The sequence below is a fragment of the Bacillus sp. FSL M8-0049 genome (genome assembly GCF_038593355.1).
Lineage (GTDB): Bacteria > Bacillota > Bacilli > Bacillales > Bacillaceae > Bacillus > Bacillus safensis.
The window spans coordinates 2,922,941-2,940,352 of the sequence record NZ_CP151986.1; the positions used below are offsets into that span (position 1 = coordinate 2,922,941).

Consider the following 17,412-nt stretch of genomic DNA (forward strand, 5'->3'; position numbering starts at 1 on the left):
TTAGTTACGTAAAGGTTTTCCTTTGACGAGCATGTGCTGCATACGTGCCTGTGATTTCACTTCCCCTACAAGACTTAAAAAGGCTTCTCTTTCAAGCTCTAATAAGTATTGCTCCTCTACCTCTGTTCCAAATGGCAGTTTCCCGCCGGAAATGACATGAGCTAATTTTTTTACAATGGTCATGTCATGCTCTGAAATGTATCCTGACAGTCTCATATTTTCAGCAGCCAAAATCATCGCTGCATATCCTGTTTCTCCCATGACCGGCACCTTTTGCTTGAGCGGCGCACGATAACCGGCTTCATCAAGAGAGAGCACCAGTTGTTTTGCATCATAGATCAGGTGATCCTCGTTCATACTGATCCGGTCGTTCACGCGGAGCATGTTCATATCCCGCGCATCCTCAGCTGAAGTCGATACTTTTGCCATTGCAATTGTTTCAAATGTTTTCAGCGTGGCATCCTGTATAGCCGTCTGCGACGGCTTCGCTGATCCTTGCAGGTGACGAAGATATAACTCTTTGTTTCCTCCGCCTCCTGGAATCAGTCCAACTCCCGCTTCCACAAGTCCCATGTAAGTTTCGCTGGACGCCTGAATAGCTGCTGCCGGCAGACAAACTTCTGTTCCGCCTCCTAATGTCATCCCAAACGGTGCGGCTACGACTGGGCGATTGCTATATTTCACCTTCATCATTGCCTGCTGGAAGCGTCTGATCACAAAGTCAATTTCAAAGAAATTGTCGTCCTGTGCTTCCATTAAAATCAGGGCAAGGTTTGCGCCAACACAGAAGTTCTTCCCTTGGTTTCCGATGACAAGCCCTTTATAATTCTTTTCCGTCTCATCAACAGCGCGATTGATCATATCAATGACATCTAGTCCAATGGCATTGCTTTTAGAGTGAAATTCGAGCAAGGCGACATCATCACCAATATCGATCAGGCTCGCACCAGAATTTTTGAAGATGACGTCATGTTTCTTTTTCAATCTAGCTAAAGAAATATGTTTGTCGTTTCCTTTTTCCTGTTCATAAGCCCCGTTATGATAAAACGCTCGCACTCCATCAGCATTCTCTTGATAGAATGTCTCGTGTCCTTTTGACAGCATGTCTTGCACCCATGCTGGAATAATGCGGCCTTCTGCTTCCATGCGTTCGGCGGCTTTTTTGACACCTATTGCATCCCACAGCTCAAATGGGCCGTGCTGCCAGCCGAATCCCCATTTCATGGCGTTATCGATAGACTGAATATCATCCGCAATTTCACCTTTTAGATGAGCTGAATAAAGAAGTACGGGCGCTGTCATATTCCAAAGTAGTTGCCCTGCACGACCATCCTGATAAATAAGCGCTTTCAACTTTGCTTTTGCACCCTTTTGCTGTTTCGCCATTTCAATGCCTGGATCTTTTAGCTTTGTGCGTTCACCATATGTGAGCGTCACTGGGTCAAGCTCTAAAATGACCTCCCCATTTTTTTTATAAAAACCTTGGCCTGCCTTGCTGCCAATCCATCCTTTTTCGAGCATTCTTTCAATAAACTCAGGCAGCTGAAAAATCTCTTTTTCCTTTCCTTCTACCTGTTCATATACGTTTCGTGCCACATGAGAGAACGTGTCGAGCCCCACGACATCAAGTGTACGGAAGGTCGCACTTTTCGGTCTTCCGATGAGAGGTCCTGTGACAGAATCCACTTCTCCGATGGTGTATTTGTTCTCAAGCATTTCACGCACTGTGACAAGAAGTCCATAAGTGCCAATGCGGTTTGCAATAAAGTTCGGTGTGTCCTTTGCTTCAACCACACCTTTGCCGAGTACATCCTCGCCAAATGTTTTCATAAATGACAGTACTTCTGGATCTGTTTCTTGAATAGGAATGATTTCTAAGAGCTTTAAATAACGAGCTGGGTTAAAAAAATGTGTGCCTAAAAAGTGGCGTTTAAAATCATCTGATCGGCCTTCTGCCATTTTTTCAACTGAAATACCGGATGTATTGCTTGATACGATGCTTCCTTCTTTGCGGTGTTCGTCGATGAGAGAGAATACGTGTTGTTTGATGCTGAGCTTTTCAGTGACGACTTCAATGATCCAGTCAGCATCGTGTAATAAGGAAAGGTGGTCTGTGAGATTTCCCGGTGTGATGTATGATAGGTTTTTTGCTGAAGTAAGAGGTGCTGGCTTTTGCTTTAATAATTTTTTCATCGCTTCTTGACTTAATCGATTCCGAACACTAGGGTGATCAAGCGTCCGCTTTTTCGCCGTTTCTTCCTTTGTCAGTTCATTTGGCACAATATCTAGCAGTGTAACTGGTATCCCAATATTGGCTAAATGTGCAGCAATGCCTGAGCCCATGACACCTGAACCAATGACAGCCGCCTTGCGAATATGTTTGCCCATAAATATCCCCCTAAACATTTTGAATGAACAGTCATTCATTTTTTGTCCAAAAAAAAGCAATGCCTCTTTCTTTATCTTAAAAGATTTTCCGAAACAGTTCAATAGCAGATTTCAAAAATTTACACATTCTCGTGTGCCTCCGTTTGCGGCGTATGAATTACAGATGAGAGGGAATTGTAAGAATGGAGGTGATGTCCACATGTCTCGTTTGAAGAAAAACCCATCGAAAGCAGGCGTAAGTGCTGCAAGTGTAAAAGGAAACGCAGGTCCATCACAGGAAGCAGACCTTGGCGGGAAAAAAACCAGTCAAAATCAGCAATATAAAAAGAATCAGTAAGGAAACAAATTCGTAAGGAGGAACACATGTTGAATAATCAGCAAATGAATATGCCCCCAGAAGTCATTTCAGTGAAGGATTCCTTGTACTTAGAGGATATGCTCAACTGGAACTTGATCGCCATGAAAAAGGCTCATTTTATGGCCGAGCATTGCCAGGACCAAACATTGAAACAAGAATTAAATCAAGTTGGCCAAATGCATCATCAGCATTACACACAAATTCTTCAGCATTTAGGCAGCTCAGGGCAAGGCCAGTCTACTGGCTTTATGCAATAGGAGGAAAAAACATGGAACAGCAAAACCAACAAAAAATCGGGAATCCACAAACTCCGGTTCCCACAACAACAAATATGAACGATCGTGATTTCGTCACAGATCTCTTGTCGACTGAAAAATATATGACAAGTGGATACAACACAGCGCTCAATGAATTCAGTCATGAATCTCTTTATCAGGATATTCAGCGAATTGCACTGGAAACACAGAAAACACAAAGACATTTATATGATGTCATGTTCCGATATGGCTGGTATTCTGTTGAAGCCGCTGATCAGCAAAAGCTCCAGCAGGCACACCAGAAATTCCAGCAAACACTGACAGATCAATCGCCGTACGGTTCATCACAAATGTCATAAGAAAAAAACTGCCAGTCTAGTGCTGGCAGTTTTTTAACGGTCTTTATTGGCGCGATGAGCTTCGTTCAACTGTTTGATCCGTTGAATCGTGTGTTTGATTTCTTCTTTTGCTTCTGGATACGTTTCATTGAAATGCTTTGCTAGCGGCGGCATGCTTTTTGCAATATGAGAGTAGATCACCCACTGTTTCACATCTTGTTTCAGCTCGTCTGTTGATTCACCGAGCAGCAGCTCTGTATATTTATCAAGCAAGCCTTCCAGCTTTTCATCTAATTCATTTCCCATTGATATTCCGCTCCTTTTTCAGAAAAAAGCCTGACTCTGTGAGATACAGATGTCAGGCTTTTGACATACGATTATCTTGCAGCAAGAAATGTTTCAGCTTGCGCTTGCTGCACAATACAGCGTCCTCTACCGTGCGGAATACATAATGGTGTTCCAAATAAAGGATCTGTTGTCACTTGGCAATTCATATCAAAGACATTTTTCACGAGATCACAATTAATCACTGTTTCTGGTCTGCCTTCTGCATAGATTGACTTGTCTTTAATCGCCACAAGATGATGAGCATATCTGCATGCAAGATTGAGGTCATGAAGAACCATCACAATCGTGCGCTGCTCTTTCTCATTTAAATCAAACAGAAGGTCCAAAATTTCGATTTGATGTGTCATGTCTAAATATGTCGTCGGCTCATCTAACAAAATAATATCGGTCTCTTGGGCCAGCGTCATCGCAATCCATGCACGCTGCCTTTGTCCACCTGATAATGAATCAACGGTCCGATCAGCAAGGTCTTCCATCTTTGTTGACTTTAATGCGCGGTTCACTGCTTCTTCATCTTGCTTCGACCACTGCTTCAGCCAATTTTGATAAGGATATCTGCCTTGCTTCACTAACTGATGCACGGTTAATCCTTCTGGCGCTTCTGGTCCTTGTGGAAGAATGGCGAGTTGTTTTGCTACTTCTTTTGTAGGTAATTTTGCAATGGAATGACCTTCAAGCAGGACAGAACCACCCATTGGCTTCATGAGACGGGCCAAAGAGCGAAGTAGCGTGGATTTACCGCATCCATTACTGCCAATAAATACTGTGATTTCACCCTTAGGGATTGATACATTTAGTTCATCGATGATCATTGTTTCTCCGTAGCCTAAGCTTAAACCTTCAGTAGAAATGGCACTCATTCCGCTCAAACGCTCCTTTTCTCATCCAAATTTTTATATGAAATATCGTCTATGTACAGACGTAAAAGATCACTTATCTCAATTTAGTGTATCAGATTTAAGTGATCTTGAAAATCATTTTCATTTAAAAAATGAGAAAGTCTCGTTTATTTCTTCCTTTGGAATGTACGTTTGGTCCCATCTTCTAGCTTCAGATCGATCTGTATCCGCTGATAATCATCATCTAAATTAAAAGCAGCTAATAGTTCCTTTACATACACTTCATTGATCTTTTCACTAGGAATCGACATATCATTCAGCTTCATCTTCATTTCGCGCAAGGCTTCTTCTCCTTCATAGCGGACCCCATTCATATGATCACGAATGATCGCCTCCTCTTTGCCTCTTGCCTGACGATAAGTCGCTTCGTATAATTCGTTTTTCTGTCCATATTGTACATGCAGATGCACATGCTGAAATGGCAGTTCCTTCATTTGAACAGCTGACAGACTTTCTGCTTCTGCTTCATGTGTTTGTTGTAACGGTTCAACTGATTGACAGCCGGACAGCATAAAGAGCAGCACTCCTATTCGTCCCGCCTTCTTCCAACACATCATGTGTTTCCTCCTATTTCACAGCATCGCTTTTTATTCTTCTCCAGGCTCCTTTTTGTTATTCAATAAAACATCGCACTATGATAAATTGAAACAAAAAGGAGAATGGGATGATGAAAAGAACAGCCATTGTAACTGGTGCCAATAGCGGCTTTGGCAAGCTCATCACGATGCGTCTCGCCAAGCGGGGCTATACAGTGATTGCCGGCGTCAGACAGGAAACCAATGCCAAAAAGCTCGCTGAAGAAATTGATCAAGCCTCTTTATCTGGCATGATACATATTGAAGCGTTAGATGTGACCGATACGCAGTCGATTCAAGCATTTCAGAAGAAGCTTCATGCCTATGCACCCATTACCCTGCTTGTGAACAATGCGGGAACAGCCTTTGCTGGTTTTGCGGAGGAGGTTCCTGTCGACACGTACCGCCAGCAATTTGAAGTGAATGTCTTCGGTGTGATGGAAATGACCCAAGCAGTGCTGCCGTTTATGACGAGTGGTGCAAAGATTTTCAATATGAGCAGCATCAGCGGATTAATGGGGATGCCTGCACTTTCTCCATATGTATCGTCTAAGTTTGCGTTGGAAGGCTATACAGAAAGCTTGCGGATTGAACTGGCTTCGTTCGGTATACAGGCGGCCTTGATCGAGCCAGGCTCTTTCCAGACGAATATTTGGAACACCTCCATGAACGAGCAAATGATTCAGCCAGCAGAAGGATCGAAATACACAAAACTCTATCAAAAGATGATGGCCCATATTGATGCCCAGAAATCCAACTATGGAGATCCTCGTGAAGTGGCAGAGCTTGTTGTACGATTAGCAGAAAAGAAGCGGCTGAAACGGCTGAGATATCTTGTTGGAAAAGGCGTACGGCTTTCATTCACAGCAAAGCAGCTTCTGCCTTGGAACATGTGGGAACACATCATTCTACGGACACTCTCTTCAAAAAAATAAGCACAAAAAAACAGGTGGATATGTCAACATGTCCACCTGTTTTTTTCATTTATTCGCTATCTGACTGTCCAAGGGTAATATCTAGATTTTTGTTCTTTCCTTCACGGATGACAGTCATTGTGGTTTTATCGCCGACTTTTGTTTCTTTGTAAAGAATTTCTTTCAGCTGAGAGCTGTTCACTACGTCTTTCCCTTTGAACTTGATGATGACATCTCCAGATTTCAAGCCTGCTTTTTGTGCAGGTGAACCTTTTGAAACATCCTTTACGTAAATGCCTTTGCCGATTTGTTTATCAAATAAGCCGAGCGTATTTTCCTGATATGTCTCAGGCACTTGCTCAAGGTCAATCATTTGTACGCCAAGGTATGGACGTTCAACTTTTCCATTTTTTAACAGCTCATCTACAATCGGTTTGACATCGTTACTTGGGATCGCAAATCCGAGTGATTCCACACCGCTTTCGCTGATTTTCAAACTGTTGATGCCAATGACTTGACCGTCAGTATTGATCAGTGGCCCCCCGCTGTTTCCTGGGTTAATCGCTGCATCTGTTTGCAGCACATTCATCTCCACCGTACCAGATGACGTATTTGCTTCTACAGTACGATCAAGACCACTAATAATTCCTTCTGTCACAGTACCTGAGAACTGTGCACCGAGCGGATTCCCAATGGCAATGACTTTATCTCCAGCACGAAGCTTAGAAGAATCACCAAAGCTCGCCACTTTATCAATACCGTCTGCGTTCATTTCAACAACGGCTAAATCTGTCATGACATCACTGCCGACAAGCTTTGCGTCTTTCGTTTTTCCATCATAAAGGGTGACCTTGATTTTATTGGCACCTTCGACAACATGGTTATTTGTAATAATGTACGCTTTTTTGCCATCTTTTTTGAAGATGACACCAGAGCCTGTTCCAGCTTCAGCTTCTGTTTGATCACCGCTCAGGCCAAACGAATTTTGTGTAGATTGATAGTTTGAGACCCCAACAATGGTTGGCTCTAAATCTTCTACCATATCAGCCACATTTGTGGCATTGGTGATTTGTTTTGTCGAGAAATTATCTGAGGCTGCCGGCTCGCTTGATGCTGTCTGCGTTTGCGTGTTGGCAGCTGTATCCTGTGACTGCGGCAAAAGCGGTGTAATGCCAAGTACAAGACCCCCGCCAATAATTCCTCCAAGAATCGGGCTCAGCCATGCCGCCTTCCGCTTTTTCTCTTTTTTCGACGCACGGTCATCCACCATTTGAGGAGAATGATTTGTCACACTCTCCTCTGTAGCAGATGCTTCGTTTTCATGCTGGTGAAAAACAAGTTCCTTCTCTTTTTCTGGTGCGTCTATTTGTTTCTCATTCTCTTGATGGGTATCTTTTTGATGATTCATTTCATTGTCTTGATTTTCTGGATGATTCATCTTATTCTCTTCATCTTCTCTTCGGAAATCCATCGCTTGCACTCCTTTACATCATGTTTCATTCATATGTCTAGATAGGACTTCAGGTCCTCTTATTGGAAAGATCATTGAAAAATACTTTATGGCAATATGTCAAATTATATAATACTTATTCATAGAAAAAAAGCAAGGTGCGCACATTGATGAAAAGCACCTATTCATCCGCCTTTTGTCTATGCCCTTTTTTCCCTTGACCTTATCATAATCAAACATTATGGGATAATGATGAGAAGAATATGTGAAATTGTGAAAAAAGCGTGTGATTGTTGACATGCCGCCTTCGTATCCCGTTATAATGACGTTGAGAGGATGTGGAAGACTTTGTCGTACACCATTTATTTAGTTGAAGATGAACAAAATTTAAATGAACTGTTAACCAAATATTTAGAGAGTGAAGGTTGGAATGTCTCCTCTTTTTTAACCGGAGAAGCGGCACGCGAGGCAATGAACAAGCCGCCGCATCTATGGATTTTAGATATCATGCTGCCTGATACAGACGGCTATACCCTCATAAAAGAAATTAAAGCCGCATCACCTGACGTACCGGTCATTTTCATTTCAGCCCGGGATGCAGATATCGACCGTGTCCTCGGTTTAGAGCTGGGAAGCAGTGATTATATTGCGAAGCCGTTTCTTCCGCGTGAGCTGATCATTCGGGTTCAAAAGCTGCTGGAGCTTGTGTATAAAAACAGCGATACACCGCAGCAAAGCGTCACTTCAGTTTCTTCTTATGTCATTCATGAGGATGTAAGAGAGGTCTATGAAGAGGGACAGCTCATTAACTTAACTTCTAAGGAATTTGACTTGCTGCTTTTATTTACACATCACCAGGGACATGCTTTTTCTCGTGAAGATATCCTCGTCAAGATTTGGGGACACGATTACTTCGGGACAGATCGTGTGGTGGATGACCTTGTCAGACGGCTGCGCAAAAAAATGCCCGACTTAAAGGTCGAGACCATCTATGGATTTGGCTATAGGATGCTTAAAGGATGAAGAACAAACCGCTCGCTTTTCAAATTTGGGTCGTGATCTCTGGCATTTTGCTCACCATTTCCATTGTCCTGATTATTCTATTTTCCAATACATTACGTGACTTCTTCACAAATGAAATTTATAAAAATATCGAAAATGAACAGCAAGTGCTGACAGAATATCCATTGAACCGAGACGGCTCGCCAAAATCGACACCGGAAAACCGCTCCGTGCAGCACATTTTGATCCCATCAGATGAATTAGATCAAATGGCGCAGTTTTTTCCGCATGCTTTTATTGAGAAAATCCAATCGTTTGTGAAAAAACAAAAAAGCGCAACGAAACGGTATTCTGAAGAGGTGAACGGCCAGCATATCTTTTTTGTCATCAAAAAGGTATCATCAGGCAATACACAATATATTCTTCTGTCCTATGCACCAGATTCTTATCGAGATGACCTGTCCTTTACCCTGTTTAAACAGCTGATCTTTATCTTAGGCACCGTTATTTTACTAAGCTGGATTCCATCGATTTGGCTTGCCCGCTATTTATCCCGACCAATCGTTGCGTTTGAAAAGCACGTCAAACGGATTGCCCAAGAGGACTGGGACGATCCTGTCATCGTTGACCGGCAAGATGAAATTGGCAAACTTGGTCATACCATTGAAGAAATGAGACAAAAACTCATTCAAAAAGATGAAACAGAACGGACACTTTTGCAGAATATTTCACATGACTTAAAGACACCTGTCATGGTCATCCGCGGCTACACTCAGTCCATTAAAGATGGTATTTTTCCTAAGGGAGATCTTGAACAAACGGTGGAAGTCATTGAAGGTGAAGCGGAAAAGCTTGAGAAGAAAATCAAGGATCTGCTGTACTTAACAAAGCTTGATTATTTATCAAAACAACATCCCGCACATTCTTCCTTCCTACTCAGTAATACGATGCTGGAAGTGGTCGACCGAATACGCTGGTCGAAAAATGAATTGCAGTGGAACGTGGACTTAGATGATGAGGCTGCTCTTGAAGGCGATCCAGAACAATGGAGCAAATTATTTGAGAATGTACTAGAAAATCAACTTCGGTACGCAAAAAGTAAGATTGATATTCAGATGAAACAGGAAGAGGATCAAATCCGCATTGTCATTCGTAATGACGGTCCTCCAATTGAAGAACATATGCTGTCCAACCTATACGAGCCTTTTAGTAAGGGAAAAAAGGGCGAATTCGGTATTGGATTAAGCATTGTCAAAAGAATTCTTTCAATGCATCAAGCGTCCATATCTATTGAAAATGATGATCTAGGTGTACGTTATACAATTATGGTTCCAAAGAAGAGACTGTAGGTTTTTGACCGCAGTCTTTTTTAGATGAATGAATACCCATTGAAATCACGGTATGTGGCTTTGATCTTTTTGCCAGCTTGATACATCCATTTCTTTTCAATGGTTGTCTCTTTCGGCATTTTGACTTTTTCTACTTGAATCCCTTTTGTTCGCAGGCGTCTAATCATATCATCGATTTCTCTCATGGAACATCATCCTTTCACATATTTTGACCAGTTGGTCACCTTACTTTATAATATAAAGAATTACACTGTAAAAAACAAGTTACAATCTGATTAATTTTTGAAAACTTTCGTCGTTTATGACCGATAAGTCACATCTCTTTGCGCACGTTTCCTAAGACATTTGTCTCTCGGTAAGAAAGGATGACATTCATTTTGAAAAAGAAAGAAAAAATGATCATTGAGGCTGGCATGAAATTATTTGCCAGCAAAGGCTATAACACAACGTCTGTTCAGGAAATTGCAGATGAATGCCACATGTCAAAGGGTGCTTTTTATCTTTATTTTAAATCAAAGGAAGCACTGCTCATTTCGATCCTTCATTACTATTACGATAAGGTATTTACCCGGATTCATGAGGTTCAAACAGAGGGCGGCACACCAAAAGAAGCCTACCGCAAACAGCTCACTGTCTATTACGATAATATTTTGCAGCAAAAGGATTTTATTAAAATGCAGCTGAGCGACAGGGCGCTTCCATTGAATGAAGAAACGCAGCAGCTCGCAAAACAAATTAGGCTTGCAACCATCCAGCTTCACATCGATAACATTAAACAAGTGTATGGAGACGCTGCTATTCCTTATATGGCTGATTTATGTTTGACGATTGAGGGCATGAGCCACGTTTATTTCGAGCTTGCCATTTTATATGATTTTCAGCTGGAAGCAGAAGAGCTTGCCAAAACCATGATTCATCGTATCGATGATTTGATGGGCGGTATGATGAAGCGAAATGATCTTCCTCTCATTTCTGTAGATCAAGCGAGCGATTGGTTTGGTCCAATTTATGAACGGTCATTCGATCCGCTCACAGAATCTCTTTTAAAGGAATTAAGAGAGATTGCTGAAGCACACTATGAAGTGAAAAACGAGCCTGAGTTATTTGAAGCGCTTGGCATCCTGGAAAATGAATTAAACAAACAAAAACCAAGACAAGTCATCGTGAAAGGCATGCTGTACCAATTGAAATTATATGCACCGCTTCAAACCAATTCTGATTCACTTTTGCGTATTTTGAAAGAGGATCATTTGTAAAACCCAGGGGATGCCCTGGGTTTATTGTTGTGATAAAAAATCAAAATCCTTATGTGTCAGTTCAGGAAGTTTGCTGGCTTGAACTCTATTTAGTAAGTCATCTACATATTTTTGAACAGCAAGCATGTCACAAGGAAAATCAAATTCAAATTCTTCCTCTATCGACAGTGTGTCCATACAAAACGAACAGGTTGGTTTAAAGCCTAGCATATCGTTATTGAAACTTAGAACATCTTCATACGACTCTTCTGACAGCTCAAAATGAGAGATCAAAAATATATCAATATGATTCCCACCCTCGGGCCGTCTTTGATCAATATATAACAAAAAAGCTGACTCCTCCGTATCTAGGGACATTACTTGAAAGAATTCAACATCACGTGTCCGCAGCCATCTAATAAATCTTGTCTTTATTGTTCTCACAACTATTTACCTCAAATATCTTCCCACATAAAAACCAGGGGCAGCTGCCCCTGGTTTCTTATTTTGCTTTCGGTGTCACCATTTCCTCTGGTTTCACAAATTGCTCGAACTGCTCTTCAGTTAACAGCTCTAATTGAAGTGCTGCTTCTTTTAGTGTTAATCCTTCTTTATGCGCAAGCTTCGCAATTTTAGCTGCATTTTCATATCCGATGTGCGGGTTTAATGCCGTCACAAGCATCAATGAATTGTTCAAGTTTTTCTCAATCGTTTCAAGGTTTGGTTCGATTCCAACTGCACACTTGTCATGGAATGAGTTCATGCCGTCAGCAAGTAGTTCAACTGATTGCAGGAAGTTATAAATGATGACTGGCTTAAATACGTTCAGCTCAAAGTTTCCTTGGCTTGCCGCAAAACCGATTGTGGCATCATTCCCCATGATTTGCGCTGCAATCATAGTTAATGCTTCACTTTGGGTTGGGTTAACTTTTCCTGGCATAATGGAGCTTCCCGGCTCATTTTCAGGAATGATCAATTCGCCAATTCCGCAGCGAGGACCACTTGCAAGCCATCTTACATCATTGGCAATTTTCATTAAATCAGCTGCAAGTGCTTTTAAGGCACCGTGTGCATACGTAATTTCATCATGGCTTGTCAGCGCATGGAATTTGTTTGGTGAAGAATTGAAAGTTTGACCTGTCAGCTGGCTGATTTCCTCAGCAACAAATTGACCGAACTCAGGATGTGCGTTAATTCCTGTACCAACAGCAGTTCCGCCAATGGCTAATTCTCTCATTTTTTCAGTTGATTCTAGAATCATTTCTTTTGAACGATCCAGCATGTATACCCAGCCGCTAATCTCTTGACCAACTGTCAGCGGTGTTGCATCCTGCAAGTGCGTACGGCCGATTTTCACAATCTCTTGATACGCTTTTGCTTTCTCATCAAGAGTTGTTCTTAACTGGTCAATTGCAGGCAGCAATTTTTTGTACACAGCTAAAACAGCTGCCACGTGCATAGCCGTTGGGAATGTATCATTTGAGCTTTGGCTGCGGTTAACGTCATCATTCGGGTGAATGCTGAACTCGCTATTTTTATCTTTCAAGTAAGCAGTTGCTCTGTTTGCAACGACTTCGTTCATGTTCATGTTACTTTGTGTTCCACTGCCTGTCTGCCAAACAACAAGCGGGAAATGCTCGTCATACTTTCCGCTGATGATATCATCACATACAGCAGCAATTGCTTCTGCTTTTTCGCTTTCAAGGTTGCCAAGTCGTTCGTTCGCAATCGCTGTGCTACGTTTCAAAATTGCAAACGCATTCACAACTTCCTTTGGCATTTTCTCAGAACCGATTTTGAAATTTTCTTTGCTTCGTTGTGTTTGTGCACCCCAGAACTTGTCCTTCGGCACTTTGATTTCGCCCATTGTATCTTTTTCGATTCTAAATTCTGTCATTATGTATCCCTCCATAGCTTCTCATCACTCAACTCTATTCTATACAAAAAACGAAAATCCTTTAAGCGTTTTCAATTAAAATTTTATCTTTATTTTAATTTTAGTTCAATATAAACGCGAACATCCTTCGAATATTTGTATTTTGGGTTCGTTTTTCCGTAATCCTTTGATGTATAGGTCACCTCATAATGCTTGTCAAACGACTGTAGAATACGGTCGATCTCCTCTTTTGTTCCTGCTAAACGAATCTGTGCCATCTTGTTTCCTCCAAAACCCTCATTCTTTCTTTTACCACAAAATAATGTAACACAGAATATTGTTTTTTCAAGCAGGTAATGCTAAGAAAAAGATTTGAGGCGGGTGATCCAAATGAATCAGACTCCATTAAAAGAGCACTTATACGATAATCTCTCCGTCATCCTTCCGCAATTAAAAGAAATGGACGATTTGGTCCATGAGAAAAAAACACTGCCTCACGGACAGGTGGTTTACTATTTATACATAAAAGAAATGAACGAAACGATGGAGATTCAAACCTTTTTAAAGCTGCTTCTCCAAGATCATACGTCTCTCACAAAAGAGAAGCTGGAATCCAATTTATCGATGATGACCACCCGTTCTGTGAAGACCACCGAGGAATTGGTCGATGCGATTTTTGAAGGGCATTGTGTGGTACTGATTAACGGATTTCAGCATGCGTATATTTTAGAAACGCATGGAACGAAGAAACGCAGTATAGGTGATGCTACCTCTGAAACAATTGTGAGAGGCCCGAAAATTGGCTTTATTGAAGATTTAGATACGAACTTAGCTCTTGTGAGGCAGCGCTTGAAAAACCCCAATCTTAAAACCGTCGACATGAAAATTGGTCAAAAAAAGTACACCCAAGTGACCATCATGTACATTGACGGTATGGCTCAATCGTCTGTTTTAAAAGAAGTGAAAAAAAGGCTCAAGCAAGTCACCATTGATGATATACAAGACTCCGGTGTTCTTGAGGAACTGATTGAGGACAATGTGTACTCGCCTTTCCCGCAAATCCAAAACACAGAACGGCCGGATAAAGTGGCATCTGCTTTAAATAATGGACGTGTCGCCATTTTTGTTGATCATTCACCTTTTGTGTTAATTGTACCTGCTTCTCTCGCGACGATTATGCAATCACCTGATGATTATTATGAAAGGTGGATCGCCGCCTCTCTCATTCGTATGCTGCGGTTTACCTCTATCTTTCTGACATTATTTTTATCAGCCATTTATATTGCGCTTGTGTCCTTCCATCAAGGACTTTTACCAACAACACTGGCTATTTCGATCTCAAGTACAAGAGAAAATGTCCCCTTTCCGCCTATTGTGGAGGCACTCATCATGGAGATAACGATTGAGCTGCTGCGGGAAGCTGGTTTAAGGCTGCCAAATCCGCTCGGTCAAACGATTGGACTTGTAGGCGGAGTCGTCATTGGGCAGGCGGCCGTTCAGGCTCATATTGTGAGCTCGATTATGGTGATTATCGTCAGTGTGATTGCCCTTGCTTCCTTTACTGTGCCTCAATACGGGATGGGCATGTCGTTCCGCGTGCTCCGCTTTGTGTCCATGTTTACGGCAGCTACTTTGGGTTTATATGGGATTGTGCTGTTCATGCTCGTTCTCCTTACCCATTTAACACGGCAAAAAAGTTTTGGTACGCCTTATTTTTCGCCAGACTTTGTGTTCAGCTATAAAAATGAAGACAATTCCATCATTCGATTGCCTTTGAAAAATCAAAAGAAAGGAGAACGATATGGTCAATCATAAAGAGTCGATCACCAGCTATCAGGCAAGTGCCATTATTGCCAATACAACATTAGGTGCAAGTATGATGATTCTGCCCAGAGCAATGGCACAGGCTGCAACTACACCTGATGGCTGGATTGCACTCTTACTCATGAGCGTCATTTACATTGTATTTATTTTTGTGAATGTCCTTATGATGAAAAAAGTCCCCTTCTCCTCTTACTATGATTATACAAATGAGGGGCTTGGAAAGTGGATTGGTGCTCTTGCTAACCTGCTCATTATTGTTTATTTTCTTGGCGTTGCCAGCTATGAAGTACGGGCTATGTCAGAAATGGTGAAGTTCTTTCTGCTTCAAAACACACCTGTAGCGGTGACAATGATCAGCTTTATTTTGGTTGGTCTTTATCTCGTAGTCGGCGGGATTGGTGATTTTGCCAGACTGTGCCCTTTTTTCCTCATTGTGACCTTGATTATCTTATTTGTTGCATATGGACTCAGTGTTCAAGAATTTAAGTTAGATAACCTCCGGCCTGTTTTAGGAGAGGGATTCTCCCCTGTCTTCAAATCCCTTAACGCATCAGCCATTTCGTTTGTCGGCATTGAAATGATGCTGTTTATGCCTGTCTATATGAACACGCAAAAACACACCTTTGCTTATGGCGCAATCGGCTTTTTAATTCCTGCGATCATTTATATATTCACCTATATTCTTGTCGTTGGTGCGTTCACTGTGAAAGAAACTGCGACGTTGACTTGGCCGACGATTGCTTTATTTCAATCGTTCGATATACAGGGGATTTTTATTGAGCGAATTGAATCTTTTTTGCTTATCGTTTGGCTTGTTCAGCTTTATACGAGCTTTGTAGGATATACGTTTTTTGCTGCAATGGGGGTATCCAAACTAACAAAATTACCCAAAAAAGTCGTACTCACGTTGATGGGAATTGTCATCTACTTTGCCGCCGTTTTCCCAAAAGATGTTGATACAGTGCGTGATTATCTAACCTATGTGAACCATTTATTTTTCCTTTTATTCGGCATCCTCCCGTTTCTCTTATTTATCATCGTGTTTTTTAAAAGGAGGCGGAAAGCAGCATGAAAAAAAAGGCGGCCTTTGCATACCTGGCCCTTGTTCTATTAAGTGGATGCTGGGATAGTACCAATATTGAGGAGCTCAACATGGCGATTGGTTTTGGCTTAGATAAAGGAGATGACGGTCATAAGCTTAAAATATCTATGCAAGTCCTTGTTCCTCAAAAAATTGAGCAAGAATCCAGCGTAAAAGACCCAACAAAGATTATTGAAACGAGTGGTGATTCCGTACATCAAATATTCCGAACAACAACGCTCAAGAGTCACCGGATTTTCGCCCAGCAGCTGAGGGTGTATTTATTTTCTGAGGAGCTCATCAATGAGAATAATTTCGACCTCGTCATTAATCAATTTATTCGCGACAATGAAACACGGAGAGGAAGCCTTGTCTTTATGACTTCTGAGAAGCCTGGGGACTTGCTGAAAATCAATGACGATGGACAGCCAGCTTCTTCTACATTATATGATATTTCTAGGAATACTAAATCGACTATACGTATGCTCAAGCCCGCTTCATTAGGAGATATTTCTTCTGCTATGCAAAACAACGTATCTTTTGCTGTTCCGAAAGTCGGTGTGGATCAAGGGAAATTAATGCTGGACGGAGCCTCTATTATAAAGAACAGACGATTTCTCACCAACATCTCTCCGTTAGCCGTGCAGTCGTATAACCTGTTGACCGGAGACGGAGAAGGCGGAGTCATTGAATTTGAATATGATCACAGCATCTATTCTTTTGAGATTTTTAAACTGAAACACAACATTGAAACGAATAAAACAGCCAGCGGAAAATATCAATTTAATGTGTCAGTGGCGCTTGAAGGAAGATTATCTGAGGATTGGAATGAGCGGGAAAATGCATTTAATGAAAAGTATCTCCAAGAGATTGAAGGTGTTGTGGAGCGTCGATTAGAGAAAAACGTAAAAGATTTCATTGAGGAATTACAGCATGAGATCAAAGCAGATATTTGCGGGTTTTATCAAAAAGCGAGTATTGCGTATCCAAAGGACTTTCGAAAAGAAGCGAAGCATTGGGATGAAATATTTAGTGAATCGGACATTCGTTACAAAGCAAATGTGAAAATCCGTGACTTCGGGACTAAGGGCGCAACACAATCTTTATAGAGTATGTTAAAATGGTAAGAAAAAAAGGGTGTCAATCATGAAACGAGCTTTACTTTCGGCCGGCATTCTATTTTTGATTCTAGGGATACTTCTGTTAATCGTTGTATTCACGCAATCAAAAGAAGATTTCTTCATTGAAGCCGACAGCTTTTCAAGCACATTTTTGATCGTGGTTTATTATGGACAAACCCCTGCGCTCCTTCTGTTGGGAGGCGGATTATTCGTCGGACTTTCACAGATCATTGATTTGCAGGAAAAAAAAGCGGCAGCAGCAAAGGAGAGCGTAAAGCTTTTATCCGAAATGAAGAAAACCCTGGAAGAAAAACCGGCCAAGGAGCAGGAGGCTTTTCCAGTTCCTGAGCTCCATCAACTATCCGAACGTCCGATCACAGGACAGAAGGACTAATTT

General features: G+C 41.6%; 20 protein-coding genes. 11 read left to right on the forward strand and 9 right to left on the reverse strand.

The window, feature by feature from the left end; all coding sequences use genetic code 11:
* Positions 1-2,388, reverse strand: a complete 2,388-nt coding sequence (locus NSU13_RS15190) for a 3-hydroxyacyl-CoA dehydrogenase NAD-binding domain-containing protein (protein ID WP_342489604.1) — start codon at positions 2,386-2,388, stop codon at positions 1-3.
* A gap of 199 nt (positions 2,389-2,587) precedes the next feature.
* Here NSU13_RS15190 and NSU13_RS15195 point away from each other — a divergent pair, with 199 nt between their 5' ends.
* From NSU13_RS15195 to NSU13_RS15205, 3 genes are read left to right on the forward strand one after another with little or no spacing between them, the layout of a single operon-like run.
* Positions 2,588-2,725, forward strand: a complete 138-nt coding sequence (locus NSU13_RS15195) for a YuzL family protein (RefSeq protein WP_003212904.1) — start codon at positions 2,588-2,590, stop codon at positions 2,723-2,725.
* A gap of 26 nt (positions 2,726-2,751) precedes the next feature.
* Positions 2,752-3,003 (forward strand): hypothetical protein, encoded by a 252-nt coding sequence (locus NSU13_RS15200; RefSeq protein ID WP_048237393.1) that lies wholly within the window; start codon positions 2,752-2,754, stop codon positions 3,001-3,003.
* Between the two features lie 11 nt (positions 3,004-3,014).
* Positions 3,015-3,362 (forward strand): spore coat protein, encoded by a 348-nt coding sequence (locus tag NSU13_RS15205; RefSeq protein ID WP_024423410.1) that lies wholly within the window; start codon positions 3,015-3,017, stop codon positions 3,360-3,362.
* 33 nt (positions 3,363-3,395) lie between these two features.
* On the opposite strand, the gene NSU13_RS15210 is transcribed toward NSU13_RS15205, so the two are convergent.
* From NSU13_RS15210 to NSU13_RS15220, 3 genes are all read right to left on the reverse strand, one after another.
* Positions 3,396-3,647: a YusU family protein gene (locus NSU13_RS15210; protein ID WP_024423411.1), complete on the reverse strand. Its 252-nt coding sequence runs from the start codon at positions 3,645-3,647 to the stop codon at positions 3,396-3,398.
* A gap of 71 nt (positions 3,648-3,718) precedes the next feature.
* Positions 3,719-4,549: an ABC transporter ATP-binding protein gene (locus NSU13_RS15215; protein ID WP_008347057.1), complete on the reverse strand. Its 831-nt coding sequence runs from the start codon at positions 4,547-4,549 to the stop codon at positions 3,719-3,721.
* Between the two features lie 146 nt (positions 4,550-4,695).
* Positions 4,696-5,142, reverse strand: a complete 447-nt coding sequence (locus NSU13_RS15220) for a YusW family protein (protein WP_176544474.1) — start codon at positions 5,140-5,142, stop codon at positions 4,696-4,698.
* Positions 5,143-5,255: 113 nt separating this feature from the next.
* Between NSU13_RS15220 and NSU13_RS15225 the strand changes: the two genes are divergently transcribed.
* Positions 5,256-6,098 (forward strand): oxidoreductase, encoded by an 843-nt coding sequence (locus NSU13_RS15225; protein WP_326135766.1) that lies wholly within the window; start codon positions 5,256-5,258, stop codon positions 6,096-6,098.
* A gap of 49 nt (positions 6,099-6,147) precedes the next feature.
* Here NSU13_RS15225 and NSU13_RS15230 read toward each other — a convergent pair whose 3' ends face one another.
* A complete protein-coding gene (locus NSU13_RS15230) occupies positions 6,148-7,548 on the reverse strand; it encodes a trypsin-like peptidase domain-containing protein (protein ID WP_326135767.1) in 1,401 nt (466 codons plus the stop codon).
* A gap of 327 nt (positions 7,549-7,875) precedes the next feature.
* On the opposite strand from NSU13_RS15230, the gene NSU13_RS15235 reads away from it, so the two are divergent.
* Entirely contained in the window at positions 7,876-8,550 is a 675-nt protein-coding gene (locus NSU13_RS15235) for a response regulator transcription factor (protein WP_034280861.1), read from the forward strand.
* Positions 8,547-9,878: a HAMP domain-containing sensor histidine kinase gene (locus NSU13_RS15240; RefSeq protein WP_034280863.1), complete on the forward strand. Its 1,332-nt coding sequence runs from the start codon at positions 8,547-8,549 to the stop codon at positions 9,876-9,878. The genes NSU13_RS15235 and NSU13_RS15240 overlap by 4 nt, the downstream gene beginning before the upstream one ends.
* 20 nt (positions 9,879-9,898) lie before the next feature.
* On the opposite strand, the gene spxO is transcribed toward NSU13_RS15240, so the two are convergent.
* Positions 9,899-10,063, reverse strand: a complete 165-nt coding sequence (gene spxO / locus NSU13_RS15245) for an anti-adapter protein SpxO (protein WP_003212782.1) — start codon at positions 10,061-10,063, stop codon at positions 9,899-9,901.
* A gap of 192 nt (positions 10,064-10,255) precedes the next feature.
* On the opposite strand from spxO, the gene NSU13_RS15250 reads away from it, so the two are divergent.
* Positions 10,256-11,134 carry a TetR/AcrR family transcriptional regulator gene (locus NSU13_RS15250; RefSeq protein WP_144496373.1) on the forward strand — a complete coding sequence of 293 codons (879 nt, stop codon included), beginning with the start codon at positions 10,256-10,258 and terminating at the stop codon, positions 11,132-11,134.
* Positions 11,135-11,155: 21 nt separating this feature from the next.
* Here the strand turns inward: NSU13_RS15250 and NSU13_RS15255 are convergent, their stop codons facing one another.
* From NSU13_RS15255 to NSU13_RS15265, 3 genes are all read right to left on the reverse strand, one after another.
* Positions 11,156-11,461, reverse strand: coding sequence for a hypothetical protein (locus NSU13_RS15255; RefSeq protein ID WP_342489605.1), 306 nt, complete (start codon positions 11,459-11,461; stop codon positions 11,156-11,158).
* A 154-nt stretch (positions 11,462-11,615) separates the two neighbouring features.
* Positions 11,616-13,010 carry a class II fumarate hydratase gene (gene fumC, locus NSU13_RS15260; RefSeq protein ID WP_061110061.1) on the reverse strand — a complete coding sequence of 465 codons (1,395 nt, stop codon included), beginning with the start codon at positions 13,008-13,010 and terminating at the stop codon, positions 11,616-11,618.
* An 89-nt stretch (positions 13,011-13,099) separates the two neighbouring features.
* On the reverse strand, positions 13,100-13,267 hold the full coding sequence (locus NSU13_RS15265; RefSeq protein WP_003213147.1) for a YvzF family protein: 168 nt from the start codon (positions 13,265-13,267) through the stop codon (positions 13,100-13,102).
* A 112-nt stretch (positions 13,268-13,379) separates the two neighbouring features.
* Between NSU13_RS15265 and NSU13_RS15270 the strand changes: the two genes are divergently transcribed.
* The 4 genes from NSU13_RS15270 to NSU13_RS15285 are packed head-to-tail and all read left to right on the forward strand — an operon-like array spanning position 13,380 to position 17,409.
* The gene (locus NSU13_RS15270; protein ID WP_034280868.1) at positions 13,380-14,804 is read left to right on the forward strand and encodes a spore germination protein; all 1,425 of its coding nucleotides are present in this window, start codon (positions 13,380-13,382) and stop codon (positions 14,802-14,804) included.
* Positions 14,791-15,885 (forward strand): endospore germination permease, encoded by a 1,095-nt coding sequence (locus NSU13_RS15275; protein ID WP_034280869.1) that lies wholly within the window; start codon positions 14,791-14,793, stop codon positions 15,883-15,885. The genes NSU13_RS15270 and NSU13_RS15275 overlap by 14 nt, the downstream gene beginning before the upstream one ends.
* Positions 15,882-17,003, forward strand: coding sequence for a Ger(x)C family spore germination protein (locus NSU13_RS15280; RefSeq protein WP_070326007.1), 1,122 nt, complete (start codon positions 15,882-15,884; stop codon positions 17,001-17,003). Before NSU13_RS15275 ends, NSU13_RS15280 begins: the two co-directional genes overlap by 4 nt.
* Before the next feature lie 37 nt (positions 17,004-17,040).
* Positions 17,041-17,409 (forward strand): hypothetical protein, encoded by a 369-nt coding sequence (locus tag NSU13_RS15285; protein WP_034280872.1) that lies wholly within the window; start codon positions 17,041-17,043, stop codon positions 17,407-17,409.
* The last annotated feature ends 3 nt before the right edge of the window (positions 17,410-17,412 follow it).